This window comes from Mucilaginibacter sp. 3215, from assembly GCF_050433785.1.
In the GTDB taxonomy this organism is placed as follows: Bacteria; Bacteroidota; Bacteroidia; order Sphingobacteriales; family Sphingobacteriaceae; genus Mucilaginibacter.
This window is the reverse complement of the sequence record NZ_JBNPWO010000004.1, coordinates 327727-350066: the sequence shown is the minus strand read 5'-3', so window position 1 is coordinate 350066 and position 22340 is coordinate 327727. Positions and strand designations below refer to the sequence as shown.

At 42.0% G+C, this 22340-nt stretch carries 20 protein-coding genes; 3 read left to right on the top strand and 17 right to left on the bottom strand.

The window, feature by feature from the left end; all coding sequences use genetic code 11:
• Nucleotides 1-251: 251 nt before the first annotated feature.
• The 8 genes from ABIC84_RS10160 to rpsT form a co-directional block, all read right to left on the bottom strand.
• On the bottom strand, nucleotides 252-3563 hold the full coding sequence (locus ABIC84_RS10160; protein ID WP_429263504.1) for a carboxypeptidase regulatory-like domain-containing protein: 3312 nt from the start codon (nucleotides 3561-3563) through the stop codon (nucleotides 252-254).
• A gap of 310 nt (nucleotides 3564-3873) precedes the next feature.
• Complete coding sequence (locus ABIC84_RS10155; protein WP_426584682.1) at nucleotides 3874-4419, bottom strand: DUF962 domain-containing protein; 546 nt, start codon at nucleotides 4417-4419, stop codon at nucleotides 3874-3876.
• A 63-nt stretch (nucleotides 4420-4482) separates the two neighbouring features.
• Nucleotides 4483-6048, bottom strand: coding sequence for a ribonuclease Y (gene rny, locus ABIC84_RS10150; protein WP_090529759.1), 1566 nt, complete (start codon nucleotides 6046-6048; stop codon nucleotides 4483-4485).
• Nucleotides 6049-6290: 242 nt separating this feature from the next.
• Complete coding sequence (locus ABIC84_RS10145) at nucleotides 6291-6581, bottom strand: cell division protein ZapA (RefSeq protein WP_090529762.1); 291 nt, start codon at nucleotides 6579-6581, stop codon at nucleotides 6291-6293.
• Between the two features lie 21 nt (nucleotides 6582-6602).
• The gene (locus ABIC84_RS10140; protein ID WP_090529765.1) at nucleotides 6603-6893 is read right to left on the bottom strand and encodes a hypothetical protein; all 291 of its coding nucleotides are present in this window, start codon (nucleotides 6891-6893) and stop codon (nucleotides 6603-6605) included.
• Between the two features lie 91 nt (nucleotides 6894-6984).
• Nucleotides 6985-9384, bottom strand: a complete 2400-nt coding sequence (gene pheT, locus ABIC84_RS10135; RefSeq protein WP_429263503.1) for a phenylalanine--tRNA ligase subunit beta — start codon at nucleotides 9382-9384, stop codon at nucleotides 6985-6987.
• Between the two features lie 154 nt (nucleotides 9385-9538).
• Entirely contained in the window at nucleotides 9539-10282 is a 744-nt protein-coding gene (radC, locus tag ABIC84_RS10130; RefSeq protein ID WP_429263502.1) for a RadC family protein, read from the bottom strand.
• 39 nt (nucleotides 10283-10321) lie between these two features.
• A complete protein-coding gene (rpsT, locus tag ABIC84_RS10125; protein ID WP_076374856.1) occupies nucleotides 10322-10576 on the bottom strand; it encodes a 30S ribosomal protein S20 in 255 nt (84 codons plus the stop codon).
• Between the two features lie 246 nt (nucleotides 10577-10822).
• On the opposite strand from rpsT, the gene ABIC84_RS10120 reads away from it, so the two are divergent.
• The 3 genes from ABIC84_RS10120 to ABIC84_RS10110 all read left to right on the top strand — a co-directional run bounded on the left by ABIC84_RS10120 (nucleotide 10823) and on the right by ABIC84_RS10110 (nucleotide 13394).
• Nucleotides 10823-11581 (top strand): class I SAM-dependent methyltransferase, encoded by a 759-nt coding sequence (locus ABIC84_RS10120; RefSeq protein WP_429263501.1) that lies wholly within the window; start codon nucleotides 10823-10825, stop codon nucleotides 11579-11581.
• Nucleotides 11582-11654: 73 nt separating this feature from the next.
• A complete protein-coding gene (locus ABIC84_RS10115) occupies nucleotides 11655-12617 on the top strand; it encodes a zinc dependent phospholipase C family protein (protein WP_429263500.1) in 963 nt (320 codons plus the stop codon).
• Nucleotides 12618-12716: 99 nt separating this feature from the next.
• The gene (locus ABIC84_RS10110; RefSeq protein WP_429263499.1) at nucleotides 12717-13394 is read left to right on the top strand and encodes a hypothetical protein; all 678 of its coding nucleotides are present in this window, start codon (nucleotides 12717-12719) and stop codon (nucleotides 13392-13394) included.
• Between the two features lie 26 nt (nucleotides 13395-13420).
• On the opposite strand, the gene ABIC84_RS10105 is transcribed toward ABIC84_RS10110, so the two are convergent.
• From ABIC84_RS10105 to ABIC84_RS10065, 9 genes are all read right to left on the bottom strand, one after another.
• Nucleotides 13421-14071 carry a VTT domain-containing protein gene (locus ABIC84_RS10105; protein ID WP_426584667.1) on the bottom strand — a complete coding sequence of 217 codons (651 nt, stop codon included), beginning with the start codon at nucleotides 14069-14071 and terminating at the stop codon, nucleotides 13421-13423.
• Between the two features lie 45 nt (nucleotides 14072-14116).
• Nucleotides 14117-14857, bottom strand: coding sequence for a DUF4397 domain-containing protein (locus tag ABIC84_RS10100; protein WP_429263498.1), 741 nt, complete (start codon nucleotides 14855-14857; stop codon nucleotides 14117-14119).
• An 8-nt stretch (nucleotides 14858-14865) separates the two neighbouring features.
• Complete coding sequence (locus ABIC84_RS10095) at nucleotides 14866-15558, bottom strand: DUF4397 domain-containing protein (protein WP_091173727.1); 693 nt, start codon at nucleotides 15556-15558, stop codon at nucleotides 14866-14868.
• Between the two features lie 114 nt (nucleotides 15559-15672).
• The gene (gene dnaN, locus ABIC84_RS10090; RefSeq protein WP_090529793.1) at nucleotides 15673-16797 is read right to left on the bottom strand and encodes a DNA polymerase III subunit beta; all 1125 of its coding nucleotides are present in this window, start codon (nucleotides 16795-16797) and stop codon (nucleotides 15673-15675) included.
• A gap of 33 nt (nucleotides 16798-16830) precedes the next feature.
• Nucleotides 16831-19278 carry a gliding motility-associated ABC transporter substrate-binding protein GldG gene (gldG, locus tag ABIC84_RS10085; RefSeq protein WP_429263497.1) on the bottom strand — a complete coding sequence of 816 codons (2448 nt, stop codon included), beginning with the start codon at nucleotides 19276-19278 and terminating at the stop codon, nucleotides 16831-16833.
• Nucleotides 19279-19635: 357 nt separating this feature from the next.
• Nucleotides 19636-20226, bottom strand: a complete 591-nt coding sequence (locus ABIC84_RS10080; RefSeq protein WP_426584659.1) for a hypothetical protein — start codon at nucleotides 20224-20226, stop codon at nucleotides 19636-19638.
• A gap of 71 nt (nucleotides 20227-20297) precedes the next feature.
• On the bottom strand, nucleotides 20298-20807 hold the full coding sequence (locus ABIC84_RS10075) for a hypothetical protein (RefSeq protein ID WP_426584657.1): 510 nt from the start codon (nucleotides 20805-20807) through the stop codon (nucleotides 20298-20300).
• A gap of 104 nt (nucleotides 20808-20911) precedes the next feature.
• On the bottom strand, nucleotides 20912-21418 hold the full coding sequence (locus ABIC84_RS10070; protein WP_176625040.1) for an outer membrane beta-barrel protein: 507 nt from the start codon (nucleotides 21416-21418) through the stop codon (nucleotides 20912-20914).
• 174 nt (nucleotides 21419-21592) lie between these two features.
• Nucleotides 21593-22300, bottom strand: a complete 708-nt coding sequence (locus tag ABIC84_RS10065; protein ID WP_426584654.1) for an ATP-binding cassette domain-containing protein — start codon at nucleotides 22298-22300, stop codon at nucleotides 21593-21595.
• Nucleotides 22301-22340: the final 40 nt, after the last annotated feature.

The following is a 22340-nucleotide window of genomic DNA, read 5'->3' as shown; positions in this document are numbered from 1 at the left end:
AGATTTGTGAATTTTTGGTTTATTATATAATATAAAAATAAGCACCAAATCATAAACCTATATAAGGAATAGATTATACTATTGTTAATTATTTCTCTAAAGACAAATGAAATCAAAAAACGCATCTTATATCCTACCTAAGCAGCCAAAACAAAACTTATTAAATACTAACTCGCCTCAAAATAAAAACGCCCCCGATAATATCGGAGGCGTTTCAAGTTTAATCTTAACTATTATATGTTGTTTTACGATTACCAGCTGTAACGTACTCCAAATTGCATTTGCCAGCGTGAAGCGAACAAATCAACTGAGTATGGTACTCCTGGATCCTTAAATACATATTTAGGATAAGTTGTAGGAGCATTTTCAAATGAAGGAGTTCCACCTTTTGCAGGTGTTAAACCAACACTTGACGTTGAATTATATGTATTGGCTGAGAAATAATATTGTCCCCATTTCTTATTTAACAGGTTGGTCAAATTGATTACGTCATAAGTAAACGTGATCATTTGTTTGTGTTTGCCACCAAATTTAAAGTCTTGAGTAAAGCGGAAATCCAATTGGTTATTCCAAGGTGTAAACGCGGCATTACGCTCGGTAAAGTTACCGCGGCGAGATGACAAATAAGAGTTTTTGTCAATAAATGCATCAAATGCTGCTGCTTGTTGTGCTGCTGTTTGACCACCTACTATATCAGAGAAGAAATTCACTGTTTCGCCATGCTTAGGGATATAAGCTAAGCTAACTTGCTGGCCAGTTCCATCGATAGCACTTGGATAGAAACCATAAGTATATGGATTACCAGATTGTGCGCTAAAGAAAAACGTAAAATTTGCTGTATATTTTTGAGCCGCATCCCAATCATGTTTGAAATTCAAGTTTGATACGATACGGTGGCGGATATCAAAGTTTGAATTGGCTATACCCGGGTTGTTTGGATTTAAAGCCTGGTTTAATTGCCAGTTTGATTCCATTGAGTTACGGATACCATTGGTAACATCTTTTGAGTGGCCAAAAGTATAAGCAACAGACACGTTCAAAGCACTGGTTGGGCTAAATTGCGTGTTTTTAGCTATCTGTGCGGTTAAGCTGTAACGGTAGCCTTCGCTTGTATTTGATAATAGGTAAGCATTGGTATATGCCGTATTGATCTTACCTTTATTAAGGGCGGTGGCTGTATTATTAAATATGGGCTGTTGTTTTTGTGTATCGTATACGTAATAAGTTACCTGATCAAGCGTGTTTACCTGTTGAAATTTCAAATCATGAATAACTTTAGTATAAATACCTTCGCCCGTAAATTTCCACTGATCATCAGTAGTATAATCAACAGCCAAACTGCTTCTCCAAACTTGTGGCATTTTAAAGTTATTGTCGATCATATCAACTTGCGTTGCACCTGAAGCGGAGGTATTTACAGCAGGTACTTGCTTGTTAACATAATTCAGTTCGCCATTAGCAGCAGTTTGTACTGGGTTGGTACCTGGTGTTTGGCCTGAAATACCAGAACTTGGAGCTTTTACGTCATAAGCTCCATACGTTCTGCCGTTGTTATAAAATGCGTAACCAAACCATGCAAATGGAACACGACCAGTGAAGAAACCACTACCACCACGTAAAACAACGCTTTGATCGCCGTTTAGGTCATAGTTAAATGATACACGTGGGTTCCACTCTATATTACCCAGATAATTCTGTTTAATATCTTTTGGTTTGGTATAAGTATAAGTGTTACCGTAGTTAGGATCAACCGGTGCGTTGGTTGTTTTATCGCTTAACGGTTGTTTGTTAGGCACACCTGCATAGTCGGCTCGTAAAGCTACCGTTAACTTGAAGTTATCTGTTAACTGAATTTCATCCTGTCCATACAAACTCATTAGGTTAACTTTGAATTGAGCAGAAGGATTAGCCAGGATATAATCGCGGGTATTATTGGTGTAATTAAAGTTGGTACGTACTCGGCTGGGGTTATTGGCGATAAAATCTTCAATACTGCTATAAGCTACCCTACCGTTCCATGAGTTTACGAAATTATAGGTGATATTATAAAACTCGTTGTGTGTACCAAAAGTAAAAGTGTGTTTGCCTTTTGTCCAGGTTAGGTTATCAGTGAACTCAGCTGTTTTCTGGTGCATGTCAAAAATAGCGGCCTCACGGTCAGTACCCATGAAAATAGTTGTACCAGGAGTACGGCCTGTGATTTCGATCTGTGGTAAAGACGGATCTGAATTAGGATCGCGGTAGTCATGTACATTTGAATAACCTAATACCAGGCTATTGCTTAGGCTACTGTTGAACCTTGATTTTAACTCAGCAACAGTTGAAGTTGAGTTATTGTGTGAAGTGTAATCGATACCGCTGAAACGGAAGTTTTGTTGATCGCGCTCTAAGTTAGTAGCTTTTGAGCTGATGGTATTGTTACGGATAGTTAACTGGTTGTGGTCATCGATATTCCAATCCAAACGGTTAAAGAATTTGTTTGAGTTAGAGAAAATCGTGGTATTGTTATATGTACCCGGATCCAAACCGCCTGTAAATGATTTAAAAGCGGTAACCAATTTATCACCATCAGCCTGACTTAGTATATTAGACGCCCCGTTGTGGTCAAGGCCTCTGATAACAGGGTCCTGCCGGCGGGCGATTTCCTCATTGGTAAAGAAGAATAATTTATTTTTAATGATAGGGAAACCTAAACGGATACCGGCCTGGTAATCATGAAAATCATTAAGCTTTGAACCATCACCGCCAGAAGCAGCTGCTGCGTTGTTTGGCCCCACCATGAACGAGCCACGGCCATAACCGTAAACCGCTCCGCTGAAGTTATTGGTACCACTACGGGTTACAGCATTGATACTACCCCCTAATACGTTACCGATTTTAATATCATAAGGGGCAACATACACCTGGATGTCCTGGATAGCATCAAGAGAAATAGGACTTGTACGGGTACTGCTGCCTACCTGGCCTGACGCATTGTTCTGACCACCTAATGATGGGCTGAAACCGATCGCGTCGTTATTGATAGCACCGTCAAGTGTTACGTTGTTATAACGGTAGTTGGTACCCTGGAATGAGTTATTGTTACTTTGAGGGGTATTCCTGGTTAAATCCTGCAAGCTGCGGTTAATTGAGGGAGCAGTACGGATCTGGTTTTGACCAATGCGGGTACTTGCACCTGTTTTAGCCGGACCAGCAGATGCTTTTACTTTAACTTCCTGCAGGGTTGTAGTTGCATCCTGCAATACAAAGTTTAAGGTAGCATTACCTAACTGAAGGGTAAGGTCGCTTTTTTCGTCTTTTTTATAACCGATAAAAGTAGCGGTTACCGTGTAAGGGCCACCCGGGTTAATGTTATTAACCGAGAAACGGCCCTCGCCGTTGGTTTGTGCGCCATACCTGGTACCTGTGCTGGTATTAAGTACAGTAATGGTTACACCCGGAAGAGTGGTACCTTTTTGATCTGTAACTTTACCGGTAAGTACCGAGGTGGTGATCTGAGCGTTTGCAACGCCCCCAACCCCAATAATTATTAGTGTTAAAATAATAAAGTAGAGCTTTTTCATTTGTGAATTTTTATTGCACAAAATTGCCCTACCAATGTTAATTCTACATTAACATCAGATTATTATATTAACAACTACTTAATGATTTCTTCTTTACCTGACACAGACGCCCGAAATCCAATAGAAAAATACTGATTATCAATAAAATACCAAATCTAATGCGCCGAAATATTAAGTTTTTATTTATCTACTATCGGAAATAAATTACACAATTATGTTCGTCACAGCTAAAAAATGCCTCTATTATATAGTATTTAAAGGGCAACGGTAATGAGCATTTTAACAAATACTTAATACGTAAATACTAAAATCAACTTTTGATTCTCAATTTATTAAGCAATTGTTTCAGTAAGTAAGCAGGCGCTATAACTAATGATTTGACATCCATATAAGTCTTAGGATTTTTCCCTTCCCTTCGTTCCCCAATCCTCAAAACAGCGATCGACAGAACAAAAATTATCACACAAATGAGATACATTGGCATCCCTCCCGCTTGCTGCCACGCTACAAGCTCCATTATACTGTAACTAAATCCTAATAAAATAAACAGGATGAAGTAAGATATAATTGGCGATAGCTTTAAATAGAAGTAGATGGCAATAGCTATAACAAAGGAAGCCCAGTTAAAATAGCCATTGTAGGCCCCTAAAAAGCCTAAATGAGGAAAAGGAATAGCCCAGATCAATCCAAAGAGACTAAATGCCAAAGTTGGAATACAGACATAGTGTATGATTTTGTTAACCCTATCCTGGTGAGCTTCTTCATATTCCCTGAAATAACGATCAAAAGGGCGTTCATCAATATTTGCAGTAGTTTTAACTGCTGCCTTCTGTTTGGTATTTGCTTTTGCTGCCACGCTGTAAAAATAAAAAACCCCTTCGGTTTTGTGCCGAAAGGGTTTCGTTTAATTTTATAATGATTACTTAGCAAATGCTACCGAACGGGTTTCCCGGATAACGGTAACTTTGATTTGACCAGGATAAGTCATTTCTGTCTGGATCCTGTTTGAAATATCAGCAGCCAAAACTTCTGATTGCGCGTCGCTGATCTTTTCGCTCTCTACCACAACACGTAACTCACGGCCGGCCTGTATAGCAAATGTTTTTTCAACACCAGGGTATGACAATGCCAACTCTTCCAGTTCTTTCAAACGTTTGATGTAGCTTTCAACAACCTCGCGGCGTGCACCAGGACGTGCGCCTGATATAGCATCACAAGCCTGGATTATCGGCGATAACATTGAGGTCATCTCAATTTCATCATGATGGGCACCTATAGCATTGCAAACTTCAGGGTGTTCTTTATATTTTTCAGCCAATTGCATACCCAAAATAGCGTGCGGCAGTTCAGGATTATCATCAGGTACTTTACCAATATCATGCAGCAAGCCCGCACGTTTCGCCATTTTAACGTTCAAGCCAAGTTCGGCAGCCATGGTAGCACAGAAGTTGGCAACCTCACGTGAGTGCTGTAACAGGTTTTGCCCATATGATGACCGGTAACGCATACGGCCAACCATCCGGATCAGTTCGGGGTGTAAACCATGAATACCCAAATCAATTACAGTACGCTCACCTATCTCAACAATTTCTTCTTCTATCTGCTTTTTGGTTTTGGCAACTACCTCTTCAATACGTGCCGGGTGGATACGACCATCAGTAACCAAACGGTGCATAGCCAAACGGGCAATTTCGCGCCTTACCGGGTCAAAACCTGAAAGGATGATAGCCTCGGGGGTATCATCAACAATGATTTCGATACCTGTTGCGGCTTCCAGTGCACGGATATTACGCCCTTCACGGCCAATGATCCGGCCTTTGATCTCGTCGTTTTCAATATTGAAAATAGACACTGTGTTTTCGATAGCGCTTTCGGTAGCAGTACGCTGAATGGTTTGGATAACTATTTTCTTAGCCTCTTTAGTAGCAGTAAGCTTAGCCTCGTCAACAATATCCTTGATCTGGATCATCGCTTTGGTACGGGCTTCCTCGCGCAGGGTATCAACCAATTGGTTTTTGGCATCTTCGGCTGATAGGCCGGCAATGGTTTCCAACTGTTGAATGTGCTGGTTTTTAAGGTGCTCTACCTCGTCTTGCTTTTTAACAACTATTTCAGTTTGCTTTTCAAGATTTTTGCGGGTGTTATCAAGTTCGCTCTCCTTACGGTTAACATTTTCCAGGCGCTGATTTAATGATTGCTCTTTTTGCTTAACACTATTCTCGCGCTGATTTACCGCATTGTTTTTATTATTTACTTCCTGCTCATGCTCAGCTTTCATTTGTAAAAACTTCTCTTTAGCTTCAAGCAATTTGTTTTTCTTCAGGATCTCGGCATTATTTTCAGCGTCTTTTAAGATCTTTTTCACTTTATTCTGAGCCGATGTTTCCTGGTCTTTAAAAAGCTTTAATAATAGGAAGCGACCTATGAGCACGCCAATGATGGCGCCTGCCAGCAGGCCGATGATGACGTATAGTAATATGTCCATTTTAGGTTTGGTGGTGTTATATATGTATGTAAATAAAAAAACCGCAACTAATTTTTAAGTATCATGTATTTAAAACCTCATTCCGGATATTGGGGACCATGGGTTGGTTAACGTTAATCGCAACTAACGCATGCCTCTTGATCCGCTTAATATTGAAGCGTTAAGTTTTTAATAGTGAAACCTAAAATTTAACTGCGGTTAAATCTTAATTTGCTCTTGTATATTTATGTAAAGAACGTTTATTACTTCGAAAAAAATTCGGTCAACAAATGATCTAAATGATAAACTTTTTCAGTCACCTCTGTATCCTCAACGGTAACTTTCTTTTCTGCCTTCAATGATGATGTTGCGTAATGCAGCACACACATTGAAAGTAAATCCTGCTTATCCCTAACCGCATAATTTTCCTGATACTCTTTTATCCGGTCGTTGATCAGCTTCGCCGCCCTGCGTATTATTTCTTCTTCCTCCATGTTAACCTTTAAGGGGTAAACACGGTCAGCAATATTTATTTTTATTGAGATTTCTCCCATTTGAGCTTTTCACTTTTTGTACTATTTTTTCAATAATACAATACACTTATCTATTTCCTGCACAAAGTCGTTAATTTTTTGCTTAATGTCAACACTTTTTTCATTTGTTTCAGAAAAAGACTTGGCAACTTTAACAACTTTTAATTTTTCTTCCAGTTCTTTTGTCTTGGCCTTACTGGCGTTCAGAGCTACCGTAAGTGCCTCACTTTCCAGTTTTAAAAGGTCATTTTCCTCCTGCAAAGCAGCGCACAGTTCAATCAGGCGCTCGGTTTTATCTACAATTTTATTTAACTGCTCTGCTAATGAGGCCATGTTTTTGGTTAATGGTTGATTAAGTTGATTGAGTGAATGGTTTATCAGAAAACAAATTTATCCAACCACTCACCCAATCAACCATTCACTATTATTTTCTTATCTCCGCTCCGGCTTCTTTTCCTAAATTATAAATTAATTTCTGCATAATAGAATCAATTGCCTTATCTGTTAACGTTTTTTCCAGATCCTGAATGATAAAACTCAAAGCATATGATTTTTTTCCTGCAGGCAGCTTATCACCCTGGTAAACATCAAACACATCAACTTCCTTTAGCAATTTACGCTCGGTACGCTGGGCAATTTGCTTTAACTGGCCAAATGATATGCTTTGGTCTATTAACATAGAAAGATCGCGTCTTACTGCCGGGAATTTTGAAACCTCCTGGTAAACGATTTTATTTTTACGTATAGCTGCCAGCACAAGGTCGAAATCAAAATCAGCATAAAATACCTCTTTATCAACATCCGCCTTTTTTAAAGAACCTGCAGCTACCGACCCGAATTTCACCAATTGCTTACCATTCAACATGTATTGAATGCCAAATGACATTTTTTTACACGTTGCATCCTCAACTGTAAAGTTGCTGATGCTCAGGCGCTGCAAAACACCATCAACCACAGCCTTAATGTTGTAGAATGATACTGGTTTTGATTTTTGGTTCCATTGTTCGGCAGTGTTAGCCCCGGTGATAAAAACACTGAAACGTTGTGTTTCGATGTACTTATCATCTTTAAGACTGTACACCTTTCCAAACTCATAAAATTTCAAATCGGCACTACGGCGGTTCTGATTATAGGCTATAGCTTCCAAACCAGAGTACAGCAACGTTTGGCGCATCACGTCAAGATCGCTGCTCAAGGGGTTTAGGATCTTAACAGCAGTATCCAAACTATCCGAGTAGGCAGATTTTGTAAGTGAGTTGGCCAGGATCTCGTTAAAACCATTTGCACTCAGCAAATCTGACAACTGGTTTTGAACGGTATCTTTCTCAGGCCGGATAGAGTTATTTAACGATGCCCTGATCTGTGTAGGGATCTCGATGTTGTTATAACCATAGATCCTTAGGATCTCTTCAACCACATCCACATCGCGGGTAACATCCACACGATATGGCGGCACTTGTAATGATAATGAATCCGCAGTTTCATTCACTATCTTAATATCAAGCGCCGTGATAATACCTTTGATCTCGTCATTGCCAATCTTCTTACCAATCAGTTTATCAATGGTATTATAAGTGATCTCTACAGCGAACGGAGCAACAGGAGCAGGATAATGATCAGAAATCTCTGACGACACCTCGCCACCCGCCACCTGCTGAATCAACAATGCAGCGCGTTTCAATGCAAAAACGGTCATGTCCGGATCGGTACCACGCTCAAACCTGAATGAAGCATCTGTTTTTAAACCATGTCTTTTTGAAGTTTTACGAACAGATACCGGGTTGAAGTAAGCGCTCTCCAGGAAAATATTTTTAGTTGATTCCTTAACGCCTGATTTTGCACCGCCGAATACACCTGCTATACACATAGGCTCTTCAGCATTACCGATCATCAGATCATCGGCAGATAGTTTCCTGTCAACATCATCCAAAGTTTTAAATACAGTACCTTCGGCATAATTTTTTACCAGCACTTTATCGCCGATTATTTCATCTGCATCAAAAGCATGTAAGGGCTGACCAAGCTCATGCAGGACATAGTTGGTAACATCCACAATGTTATTGATAGCACGCACGCCGATAACAGCCAAACGCTCCTTTAACCATTGCGGCGATTCCTTAACCTCAACACCGCTGATGGTTAAGCCCGAGTAACGCGGCGATGCCTGCTCATTCTCTACAATAACCTCAATCACACGACTGGTATTATCAACTTTAAATGCACCTACATCGGGTTTATTGATGCCAATTTTCAGGAAAGCGGCAATATCCCTTGCAGTACCCAAATGCGAGGCCGCATCGGCACGGTTAGGGGTTAAGCCTATCTCGTACATGTAATCGTCGTTCAGCTTAAAGTATTCTTTAGCAGGAGTACCTATAGGAGCATCATCCGGCAATACCATAATACCAGCATGGCTGGATCCTAAACCTATCTCATCCTCAGCACAAATCATCCCGTAAGATTCTTCGCTCCTGATCTTTGATTTTTTGATAGCAAAAGGCTCGCCGCCGGTTGGGTAAACAGTAGTGCCTACTACAGCAACCACCACTTTTTGCCCGGCAGCTACGTTAGCAGCGCCGCAAACAATCTGCAGGTCTTCCGCACCACCAACATCAACTTTGGTAACGTGCAGGTGATCAGAATTGGCGTGGTCAGTACATTCCTTTACATAGCCAATCACCAGGCCTTCCAGTCCGCCAGGAACAGCCTGTACCTTTTCCAGGCTTTCAACTTCCAAACCGGTACCGGTAAGGATGATGGAAATTTCCTGGGGCGTTTTATCAGTATCAATAAATTCTTTAAGCCAGTTATAAGATATTTTCATTATTCCGAAATGATAATCGGCAAAGATACGATTTAGGCTGAAAGGTTAAAGGCGAAAGGTAAAAGGTATTTTATTTGAAAATTAATCCAATTTGAAGATTTGAAAATGTTAGGTCAATTTCAAATCGCCTCATTTTCAAATCTTCAAATCAAAACTACATCAACCCTTCATCGGCCAAACTTAAGTAGCCGGCATCGGTAATTATTAAATGATCAAACACACCCATGTCCAGCATCCGGCCGGCAGCGCTTATTTTTTTGGTGAGCTGGATATCTTCGTTACTGGGTTTCAGGTTACCCGATGGGTGGTTATGCACCAGTATGAGCCCGCTGGCCTGGTATTGCAGGGCCGAGTAAAAAATGATCTTTGGGTCGCATACCGTAGCCGACAAACCTCCTTTACTGATCAGCTCCTTCCCTAATACTTTGTTGGAACGGCCTAATAGTATGATCCAGAATTCCTCGTGGTTCAGGTCCATCAAATGGCGTCGCATAATATTGTACCCATCCCTGCTTGACGTGATCACCTCAATGGCACCCGATTCAAATTCATTACGGCGGCGACCGATCTCCAGCGCGGCAATAATAGATATAGCTTTAGCTTCTCCTATCCCTTTAAACTTGGATAGTTCGGCTATGGAAGCCTTACCAAGCTTGTTCAGGTCGTTATCATAATGGCGCAGGATGCGTTTACTCAGTTCAACCGCGGTTTCTGTGCGGCTGCCCGAGCCGATAAGGATGGCGATCAGTTCGGCGTCGGTAAGGGCGCGACGCCCTTGTCCGCTAAGTTTTTCACGCGGGCGGTCTTCCTCAGCCCATGATTTAATACTGATCTTGCTTTCGTAGTTTTCCACTGCATTAAAGTATGAAAAAGCGCCAAACAAAAAAAGGGATAGCATTGGTACACTATCCCCTTTGGTATATTTTAATAGCTAAGATTAGCTTAAGCCGTTAACAAATTTAGTAAGCTTTGATTTATTGTTCGAAGCTTTGTTTTTGTGAATAACGTTCTTTTTAGCCAAACGGTCAAGCATTGAAATCACTTTACCCAACAGTGCAGAAGCATCAGCTTTGGTAGTAGTGTTTCTTAATTTCTTAATAGCGTTCCTGGTTGTTTTAGCCTGGTACCTGTTGCGCAGACGCTTCGCAGCGTTTGACCTGATTCTTTTTAATGATGATTTATGATTTGCCATCTCGTATAGCTTGTTATTCTTTTCTACTTATTTTAAGGACTGCAAATATAGAGCGATTAAATTTAATATGCAAGTGGTTTTTTGATTTATATTTAAGGGGGATTAGATTGATAATGTGAATGATTACCGGAACCCTTATGGCATGCAGACCTGTCAAATTAACAAGCTGTTAACCCCGCATTCACGAAGTGTTCATACAACACAATGATTTTTGCAGCGTTATTATTAATTAAAACTATTGTGTTTATGGTTACCAACAGCACCACCAGGTTCAGCAACCGGGTTGAAGATTATGTAAAATACCGTCCCGGCTATCCCGACGAAATTGTTAAGTTTTTACATGACACTTATGGCTTAACACAAGACAAGCTAATTGCTGATATTGGCGCCGGTACAGGAATCTCTACCGAGCTGTTCCTAAAAAAGGGTTACCGGGTTATTGCTGTTGAACCAAATTTGGAGATGCGTGAAAAAGCGATCGAACTGCTCGGCTCATATAACGGTTTTATCCCTCAAAACGGCACTGCAGAAAATACAGGCATCGAGAGTAATAGCATTAATGCCATTATAGCCGGACAGGCTTTTCATTGGTTTGATGCCTTAAAAACCCATGCCGAATTTAAAAGAATCCTAAAACCGGATGGCATTGTTACCCTCATCTGGAATGAAAGAAAAACAACATCGGCTTTTGAACAGGAATACGATAAACTCATCGTAAAACATGCCCGCGATTACGTAAAGGTTGATCACCGCAACATCGATACCGAACATATCGCTGCTTTCTTTGAGCCGAAACCCGCTCACCTGGAAATATTCGCCAACAAACAGATATTTGATTTTGAAGGATTAAAAGGCAGGCTGCTGTCATCATCATACATGCCTGCACGTGGAGATGAGGGGTACGAGCCAATGATCAACGATTTGCATGCACTTTTTGATAAATTTCAGCAGGATGGCGTTATCGTTATTAATTACGATACGAAGGTTTATTCGGGGAAACTGTAAGATCAACAAGCTAAGCAGCCAATTAAGGGAGAAGTATAATTTAAAACTCCCCCTTTAATTGCATCTTTGCCTCATGAACCGCCGCATAATTTTAAGCATAACTGGTACCTGTTTAATCATGTTATGCTCATCATGGGGATTCTTTGCACATTATCGTATTAACCGGCTGGCAGTTTTCACCCTACCTAAGGCCATGTCTGCTTTTTACAAGTCCAATATCGATTATATAACCGAACATGCCGTGAGTGCCGACAAACGCCGCTACGTTGATTCATCCGAAGCGCCACGCCATTTCTTTGATGCCGATCGCTATGGCAAAAAGCCCTTTGAGGCTATGCCAAAAAAATGGAAGGATGCCGTTGCCAAATACTCAAAAGATACCATCATTAAATACGGCACCGTTCCCTGGACCATTCAGTACCAGTATTACAGGCTGGTACGGGCTTTCAAAGCCCATGATACCACGGCTATCCTCAATGCATCTGCGTATTTAGGGCATTACATTGCCGATGCGCATGTACCGCTGCACCTAATCCAAAACTACAACGGCCAGCTTACGGGGCAAACCGGCATCCATGCCCTTTGGGAAAGCCGCCTGCCCGAGTTATTTGCCGATCATTATAATTATTACGTTGGCAAGGCCCGGTATATTGAAAACCCGTTGAATGAAGCATTCCGTATATGCAAGGCTACTTACAAAAGCGTTGATACAGTTTTACGTTTTGAGCGCATCCTGAACAAAACCTACCCCCAGAATAAAAAGTACGGGTTGGTACAGCATGGCAAAAAGCAAATTACCGATTACTCCGCCGCCTATAGCCTGGCTTATCACAAAATGCTGAAGGGAATGGTGGCAAGGCAAATGCGGGCGTCTATTCTTTCCGTGGGCAGTTTCTGGTATTCGGCCTGGGTTGATGCAGGGCAGCCTGACCTGAACAAGCTTGTAGCACAGCCTTTAAGCATCGAACAAAAAGTTCAGCTTCAACAAGAGGAAGCACTTTACCGATCTGGCAAAGTACTGGCAACTAATTATTAATGACGTAAAACCCGAAATCAAAACGGGTAGTAGCAACATTGTTTCTCCATTGCGTTTTCTGCAACTTAGTGTTAATCACCCACATTAAATTATTGCGCTATGAAAAGACTAACGGTACTACTGCTTGTGCTTATCTGTAGAATTGGTTTCGCCCAAAATTGCAGTCAGTTTGTAAACAACGTTAACGGCAAAAAGCTCACTTACATAAACCAGGATGCAAAGGGCAAACAACAGATGACCGCCGTTTATACTACCACCAAAAAAGATGCTACAACCGTTGCTGTGCATGCGGAAATAAATGACAAAAATGGCAAACCTATAGGCAACGGCGATTCTGAAATGATATGCGACGGCAATACCATTAAGGTAGATATGAAATCGTTTGTGCCGGCTGCAAATATGAAAGGTAACATGCAGGTAAGCGGCGAAGCTAAATACCTCACCTACCCTACCGATATGCATGCCGGGCAAACTTTAGATGATGGTTCGGTAACTATTGAAATGGGCAACAACGGCGCGCAAATGGCTAACCTGCAAATGGATATCAAAAACCGCAAGGTTGAACAAGCAGAGACGATAAGCACCAATGCCGGCAGTTTCGATTGTTTAAAAATAAGCTATGACGCCACTACTAAAATGAAAATGATGGGTATAGGTATTCCTTTCAACTTCCATGTAACAGAATGGTACAGCCCAAAACTTGGCCGCTTTGTTAAATCTGAAACTTATAAAGGCGAAAAACTGATGGGAACTATGACCCTTGATGCCATCAATTAACAGCATCAAGGATAATTATTTTATGATTAAGCCGGATTTTTAGCTCCACGGCCTTTTATAGCGGCAAAAATGGGCGGCAATATCGAAATGAGAATAATGATCACCCCTACCAGCGAAAAGTTTTTAGCTATCACCGGTACCTGCCCTAATTTGTAACCTGCAAACAGGAACACGATGATCCATGATGCACCGCCGATGATGTTATAAAGGCTATACTTTAAAAAAGGCATCTTACCCACTCCTGCTACAAAAGGTGCTATGGTGCGGATAATAGGCATAAACCTACTGAAGATAACCGCTTTACCACCATGTTTATCAAAAAAGGCCTGTGTTTTAAGATAGTATTCCAGTTTCAGGATTTTGTTTTCTTCTTTAAATACCTTAACGCCGAGGTAATTGCCAACAAAATAATTTACTGTATTACCAATAAAAGCCGCCGCAATTAAAATGAGTCCTAATACCCAGATATCTAAACCAGAATTACCGCCCGCAATAAGGGCACCTGCAGCAAAAAGCAGTGAATCGCCGGGCAGAATAGGAAAGATAACTAAACCAGTTTCGGCAAATATGATCAGGAAAAGGATAAGGTATGTCCATCCCTGGTAGGTGCTGGTTATTTGTACAAGGTGCTTATCAATATGCAGTACAAAGTCGATAATACTTTTTATTACTTCCACAGGCTAAATTTTTGCCCAAAAATATAAATATTAAACAAAACGGCACTATTGAAGTGTCTTACTAAGCAGATTGTTAGTAAGTACCCCCGCGCCAAAGGCCAATGAGTCTGCGCTGCCAACAATACCTTTGGTATAAATGGTGTAGGCGCGGCCGTCCTGTATAGTTACATTTTGCAGAGTTGTTTCAATTGTCGTGGGCGTTCGGGTAGTGGTAATGGTAAAGTTATAATTACCGGCAGTGAGTTCAACATATTTAGATACCTTGTTAAAGGTAGTACCTCTCACAACAAGGGAGTCATTAGCCCGCAGATCCAGGGCAGATGTATTAGGTGAAGTATGCACAAATCTCACTTTTCCTTTCCCTATGGTTGGCAAACCGGTACTATCAGATAGTATAAATGAACTGACAAACGAACTATCCTTTCTGAAGCCGGTTATAAACATCGTGTATTTCCTGTTGGCTTTAAGCGTAGTATCAAACTGCAGCAAAATAACCGGCGCCGCGGTAGCTGTACGTAACTGTAACGGCGGTTCAAGCGTTGAAAGGTAAAAATATCCCGAACTGTTTGGATAAGTATAGGTGGTGGTATTATACCTGACAAAATGCTGATAAAGGTATAGCGGCTGGATATCCGGACTTAAATTAACGATTTGGAACTGGGTATTGAGGCCTACTGATGATGCATTGCCCCCCTTACCGCACGAAGAAACAGCACAGATGAAAAGTCCGCATAGCACAACTATAAAAAACGAAACCAGTACCTTGCTTTTATTTTTATTAGCCATTAATGTAATTATTGATTGATGAACAGGCCGGTTGCCAGGCCTGTGCTTTTATTACCAAAACCGTAGTAGGTATACACCTTTCCTCCTACAAGCTGCACTGTATCCCTTACTATAGTGCCCGAAAACGCCGCTGAATGCAGCGCCATGTTGTGTTCTCCGGGCGTTACTAAATAAAACGTCGAGGTACCTTTAAAAGCAAGGTCCTTTACCTTTTCGGTATCTAAGGCAGCAGTTGTACCTTCAAAATGCACGCTTATATTCCCCGCATCCGGCGAAGCATTTACAAACCTGATTTTAGCAGATGGCACCTTATTTGTATCTGCAGCTATGATGTCGGTAGTTTTAAAAACCTGATCTGTTGAATTGCCGGCTATATAAAATGAATACACCGAATCCTTACTTAAGGTTAGGGGTAGGCTAAACAGCGGATTGGGATTATTAGGCCCATCCAACTTAACCGAATAGTTTTGTGTACCCGCTTTAACAGTAATATATCCAAGCGTACCTCCCGGATAAAAAGTTGTTGTATTGTTTACCCTTGTGCCATTAAGATAAACGTTAACATTGTTGAAAGTAGCATTAATAACATTTAACGATGATGTTGACGAATCAACCACATCGGGTTTATCGTTGTTTTTTTTGCACGTTGCAAAGCAACCTGCCGCGGCTATCAACAATAAAACTTTAACCTTTATATTCATATACAATTATAAGCTATAACTGCTTACTGTAATTTTTGGTATTGGGTGTTGAACAAAAAAAGTCCGGTTTTATGTTACCGGACTTAGTTTTGGATTTATAATTTAAGTTTACACTTAAGCATAGCTATTGAGCATCACCGGCATAACCAGCATCAGCACATCTTCATTCTCATCCCCTCCCTGCGGCAGTAATAAACCGGCACGGTTTGGAGTCGACATTTCCAAAGATACTTCTTCGCAACTTAAATTCTTCAACATTTCTATTAAAAATCTTGCATTGAAGCCAATTTCCATGTCCTCGCCCTCATATTGGCAGCTTAAACGCTCGTGGGCCTCGTTAGCAAAGTCAATATCTTCTGATGAAATATTTAACTCGCTGCCATTTATTTTAAGCCTTACCTGATGGGTAGTTTTGTTAGCGTAGATGGCTACGCGGTTTAATGAACCCAGGAAAGTAAGCCTGTCGATATTTAATTTATTAGGATTATTTTGAGGGATAACCGCCTCGTAATCAGGGTAACGCTCGTCAATTAAACGACACACCAGGTTAATATTGCCAAACTTGAAGAAAGCACTGGTGGAATTATACTCAACAGATACATTTACATCATCGCTTGGTAATGATGATTTAAGCAGGGTTAAAGCTTTTTTAGGCAGTATGAACGATGTAGTACTTGCAGCCTTTGCATCTTTACGGCGGTAACGAACCAGCTTGTGCGCATCGGTAGCAACAAATGTAAGTGCCGACGTTGTAAGCTGACAGTAAACACCTGTCATAGCCGGGCGCAATTCGTCATTACTTACCGCGAAAATGGTTTTGTTGATAGCTTCGGCTAAAACAGAAGCAGGCAGGTTTACTGATGAAGCGTTTTCAACAACAGGGATCTTTGGAAAATCCTCGCCGTTTTCGCCGCTCAGTTTGTATTTACCATCGCCGGCATTAATTTCAATGGCGAAGGTTTTATCATCAACCGAAAAAGCTACAGGCTGCTCGGGTAATGACTTCAGGGTCTCTAACAATATACGCGACGGGATAGCAATCCTGCCGTTCTCTTTAGCCTCAACTGGCAAAGAGGTGGTCATGCTGGTTTGCAGGTCGGTAGCAGAAATGGTCAAGTTCCCATCCTTTATCTCGAACAAAAAGTTTTCCAGTATCGGCAGCACAGTACTGCTGCTTAACGCACCACTTACCGATTGCAGTTGTTTGAGTAATGTTGAGGTAGAAACAATAAATCTCATATGGTTGTAATTAATCTATCAAAAATAGAAAATTTAACGGGCATACTTTTGTCTGCGTAAATAATGTTGAAAAATAGCACATATTAACACTAAAACCAGCGGTGCAAGGGTATTAACCAGCTGCCAGTACAGTTTTTCGTTTATAGCAATTCTAATATTGAATTTATCATACTGGAAAAGTACCCTCTCTCCCCTTATTTTCGCCCTATCCAGCAAGCGGATCTTAATTTCCTTGGTACGCAGGGCTATCAGTCCCGAATCGTCAGTCATGTAATCGGCTATGTTAAGGAGCAGGTTTTTATTGCCGTAAGTTTGGTGCGTATAATGATCGTAACCTAAAGGGTAAGGCGAGCCATCGCTTCCTACCTGGTTCTTTAAAACATCACCATCGCTTATCACTATCATTTTGGTGGGTACGCTTTGCTGCTGTATGGCAACCTGTTCTTTAAGGCCTTCGGGGAGCGGGCGATTTTGCCAGTCGCTTACAAAACTACCTTCCAATAACAGGCCGGTTATTTTGGGTGTGCTTTGAAACTCTTTAGGATTTGGTTCCTGCTCCAAAGCCTGCAATGATAATATGTGCGGGGCGGTTAGCTTTTTATTATAAGGCGATGAGGTTAGCAGCACCGTTTTGTTTACGTTTTTGGTATTGAGGATATCGATAGTACTTGCAAACTCGCTGCTGATACCATCCAAATTTTTCACCACCGGGTGTTTGCTTAGCGGGATAAATACCGGGTAATACAGCCATGGCAGCATCTGGATCTGCGCCTGCCCGCCAACATTGCCAGTACTGATGGGAATTTGCGAGCAGTTCATATCAGCAATCAGATCATAATTGATACGGATCCCATAACGGAAAAGCTGATCATCGAGGTTAAGCTGTTTGGGGAATGCCAGCTGCTCGCCACCATGCCCGCGAAGGCTATCCAGTTCGGCGCTAACCTGGTCAATAGTCCACAATACCCGGCCTCCGTGCATAATGTATTGATCAAGCTTGAATTTCTCTACCTCGCTGAATTTCTGATCGGGCTTGGCTATCACCAGCAATTTGATCTTTTGCAGATCGGCAAAGGAAATGGCATTCAAATCAACCCGGCCTACCTGGAAACCATCGGCAAGGGTTTTCATGGCATCGTTCAGCTGCAGATCGGTTAGTTCATGATGGCCTTCGGTAAAGCCGATTTGCGGCCTGCCCCCGTTAACCGCTTTTTTTATGGCCGATGAAAAGGCATATTCCAGGTTTTGGATAGAGTTGTTCAGCACTTCATCGGGCGAGAGGCCTATCCTGCTTAGCAATAACTTTACGGGAATATCCTTCCCATCTGCCGATACCAGCGCCGACGGAAAGATGAGCTTTTGCGTTACACCGTTATCTGTTTTAACGCTCAGGTTGGTTGGTTCAACACCTTCGGCAGCCATGTTTTGGATCACCTCGTTTTGCTGATCGTTGTTTAAACCCTTCAATGGGTCACGAAACTCAAACTGGATCTTACCATGGCTATAAGCCTGCAGGTCGCTCAGCATATCCCGGGTAGCGCTTTGCATGCGTTTAAAGCCTCCGGGCAGATTATCACCCTGTAAATAAACTACCACCTTTACCCGCTTTGGCAGCTTATCCATAATTTGCCTGCTGATGGGCGATATGGTATAGCGTTTTTCGGCAGTAAAATCAAAACGGGTAAAAGTAAATGAAGATAGTATCCCCAGAAAAAACAAAACGCCTAACACAATGATCATCCCGGTACCACCTAAACCTTTTTGTCGTTGCTTTGCCAGCACAAACAAGGTAAGCCATATAAAAATACCGGTGGTGATGATGAAATAAACCAGATCCCGGGTATCCAGCACACCACGGCTTACCGAATCATAGTGCTGGGTGATACCTAAATTCTGCAAGCCCAGATCCTGCAATGAGAGCAACTGACTGATTGAATCAAAGCCGCTGTAAAAAAAGAAACACAGAAAAACGGATATCGTAAAGGCGATGATCTGGTTTTTCGTGATAGATGAGGTAAACAAACCTATCCCCACAAATACAGCACCTAATAAAAACAAACCGATGTATGAGCCTATCACTGCCCCAGTGTCAATATTGCCCTGCGGCATCCCTAATGCCCTTACCGAATAGTAATAAACCAGCGTAGGTAGTAAAGCAAAAAGTACTATTAATAAACAAGCCAAGTATTTGCCCAGCACTATTTCCCAATCTTTTAAAGGGCGGGTAAACAGCAGTTCAAAAGTGCCTTCCTTACGTTCTTCGGCAAGAGAACGCATAGTAATAGCCGGGATCAGGAACATGAACAGGTAAGGCGCAGTGCTGAACAAGCTTTCGAGCCCGGCATACCCGTACTCCAGTATACTTGAATCAGGGAATACCCACAAAAACAGGCCAAGCACCAGTAAAAATACACCGATGGTAACATAGGCCACCAGCGAACTGAGGTAGGATACTATTTCTTTTTTAAGGATGCTCAGCACGTTATATTATATTGTATTAAGCGCCGAAATTACAACAATAATGCGCCAAAGCAAAGTGTGCTCGGATATCGGATTTGGGAATTTCGATTTCGGATTTATTTCTCCTGCGGGTTTAAGCGTCCTCCGCTTGAACCTTAAATAAGGCAAGCGTCCACACCCACGTTAAACCGGAAACCGTGGACGCTCCTTTTAAAGCGTAGTTCAAGCGAGGGCCGCTTGAACTTGCGGGGAAGTAATCTCAGGCTTTTATAGAGCAACACCACTGCAACCGCCACTAAATATCTGCTACTAAACCGTCTGTCCATCTGTTTCCAGGAACCAACTATCTGCGGCCAAAAGCCGGACAACTACAAAATCTTAAAACCTGTACTTATAAGCCACATTTAATACCAGCTGATTAATAGCATGATCATAATCGGTATTCTTGTACCCCCTTTCAAATTGCAAACCAAAATCGAGCCCGTGATGAGGGCCAATAGGCACAACAGCTCCTGCCCCTCCTGCGTAAATAAATGAGGTACGTGCTCTACTATTGATGCTGAAAGCGCTGCCTGTTTCGGCATTTACATAAAAGTATTTTGTAAAGTAATATTTCAAGCCTGCGGTTAGCGGCAGGTAAGCATACAGATCATGATAGTGGTTATCGTAGAAAACGTTTGACGAGTTGCTTGAAAATAAATACTGCGGGGTTGATGCGGTAAAAACAAAGCCGGTGCCGACTGTAAAATGCAGGGTTTCGGTGATCGGCTTTTCCAGCTTCAGGTTAACGCTAAAGCCGGCATCTACATTAAAGTCGGTACCGTTATCATTGCGGTAATTCATGTTAAGCGGAGCTATTATTCCAGACCCTGCGCTTAACGATGTTTGTTCGCCACGCTGCGCTTTGGCTGCAAATGAAAATACAATGAATGATAAAATTAAGATGATGCGGATAGGTTTATGAGTCATGTTATATAAGATTGCAGGTGCTATTTAACGAAAATACGCCCTTCTGCAATATATCGGCTAAAATAAAATATTTACCTGCCAAACCTATACGCAAACCTGATGGCTGTTTGCTGAAGGGTATGGGCCGACCAGCTTTCATACCTTAACCCCAACTCGAAGTTACGGGCATCTGTACCTGTGGGGATCATAATGGCCGGGCCAAGGGAAAAGGCAAACAGCTTACGCTTGTCATAATTAAGCTCGATAGCACTGCCTGCTTCTGCTTCCAGAAATATACCAGAGCCAACGTTATACCTTACCCCGGCTTTTAAGGGTACAAAAATGTCACCACCCGAATGCCCATTGTTAAACGGAGAATCCTTACGAAAAAAACTGCTGAATCCCGCGGTGAACGTAAAGCTTACCGGGCTTGCCACCGGCTGCTCTAACTTAAGCGATGCACCAACACCTACATTGTATAAACTACGCGATGGAATACCTAATTCAACCCCGGCACTAAAAGCGGTAGAAGGTTTCGGTACATCCTGGGCATAGGTTTTAAAAGCAGGGAGGATGAGGAGCAGCAATAACAGTTTTTTCATAACGGGCCGAAAATACAATATTACCCGACTAATAATTATGAAGAAAATATAAAAGGCCCGGAAACGTTTCCCGGACCTTTATTTTAAAGGTTGATGTTGTTTAATTAAAATCTAAATGCTACGCGCAATGCAACCTGACTCGTAGTACCGTTTTTTGACCAAGCCTCGTAACGTACACCGGCTTCTAATCCGCCTGCAAAGCTATAGCCTACACCAGGTGAGTAAGCAAACGCGGTGCCGGCGCCACTTTCAGTACCGAATACCGCACCCAACTGGCCTTCGGCAAAAAAGGCATCGTCAAAGTAATATTTAACACCTGCTTTAACCGGGATAAAACCCGCTCCCGATTTACCAAAAAAATCTTTGATCTCTTTTTTATACAGGAAACGTGTATAACCTGCCGAACCTGTTAAAAATAACTGATCGGCGATTGGATGATCATACTTCAATGAACCGCCGATAGCGAAGTTTGAAACTTTGTGGGCGTCACCAACCGGCAAGCCGGCTTCAACACCAATACTGAATTTTCCGCCGTCTGAATTTGCTGATTGGGCATGGGCCGCGATAGCGGTAAAGCCTAAAAAGGCTAAGGATAATAATAGTTTTTTCATAACAATAATGTAATAAAGTTTGGCATGACGGGGTACCTCCGCTTTGCCGGTTCGCCTATATAGATGTTACAAACCAGCACTTCGTTACAAAAAATGTTAAAAAAATATTAAATGGGTAATAGTTATCGATAATAATTACTCCACTACATCCTTGCGGATACGGAGCGATGATTTTTAATTATTGGTAAGGCTGATAAACACCTCCTCAAGTGATTTATCACCATTGTTTTTCCTGAGCTGCTGAAGGGAATCGTTGGCCACAATGGTGCCTTTATTAATAATGATGACCTGGCTGCAAACTGCTTCAACCTCCTGCATAATATGGGTTGACAGTACAATGGTTTTTGTTTTGCCAAGGTCGAGGATCAACTGGCGGATACCTATTAACTGGTTTGGGTCGAGGCCGGAAGTTGGCTCATCCAGTATCAGTACTTCCGGGTCATGCAGCATGGCCTGTGCCAGCCCTACCCTTTGACGATAGCCTTTGGATAGCTGCCCTATCTTTTTATGCTGCTCGGGGCCGAGGCCTGTTTGTTCAATAATATCGGCAATACGTTTGGCAGGCTCATGAATTTTATGGATGCCGGCAACAAAGCCCAACGACTCCTTCACATACATATCCGTATACAGCGGGTTGCTTTCGGGCAGGTAGCCGATGCGGCGCTTAACCTCAAGCGGCTGTTTGGCTACATCAAACCCACATACCGATGCCGTACCCGATGTTTGCGGAATAAAGCCGGTAAGGATTTTCATGGTTGTTGATTTACCTGCGCCATTAGGGCCTAAAAAGCCCAGTACACCGGGCTGGGCAGTAAAGCTAATGCCATCAACAGCTTTTTGTACGCCGTAAACCTTTGTTAATGCCTCGACACTGATACTCATGGCTGTAAAAATATGCTTTAGATATGAGATTTGAGACGGG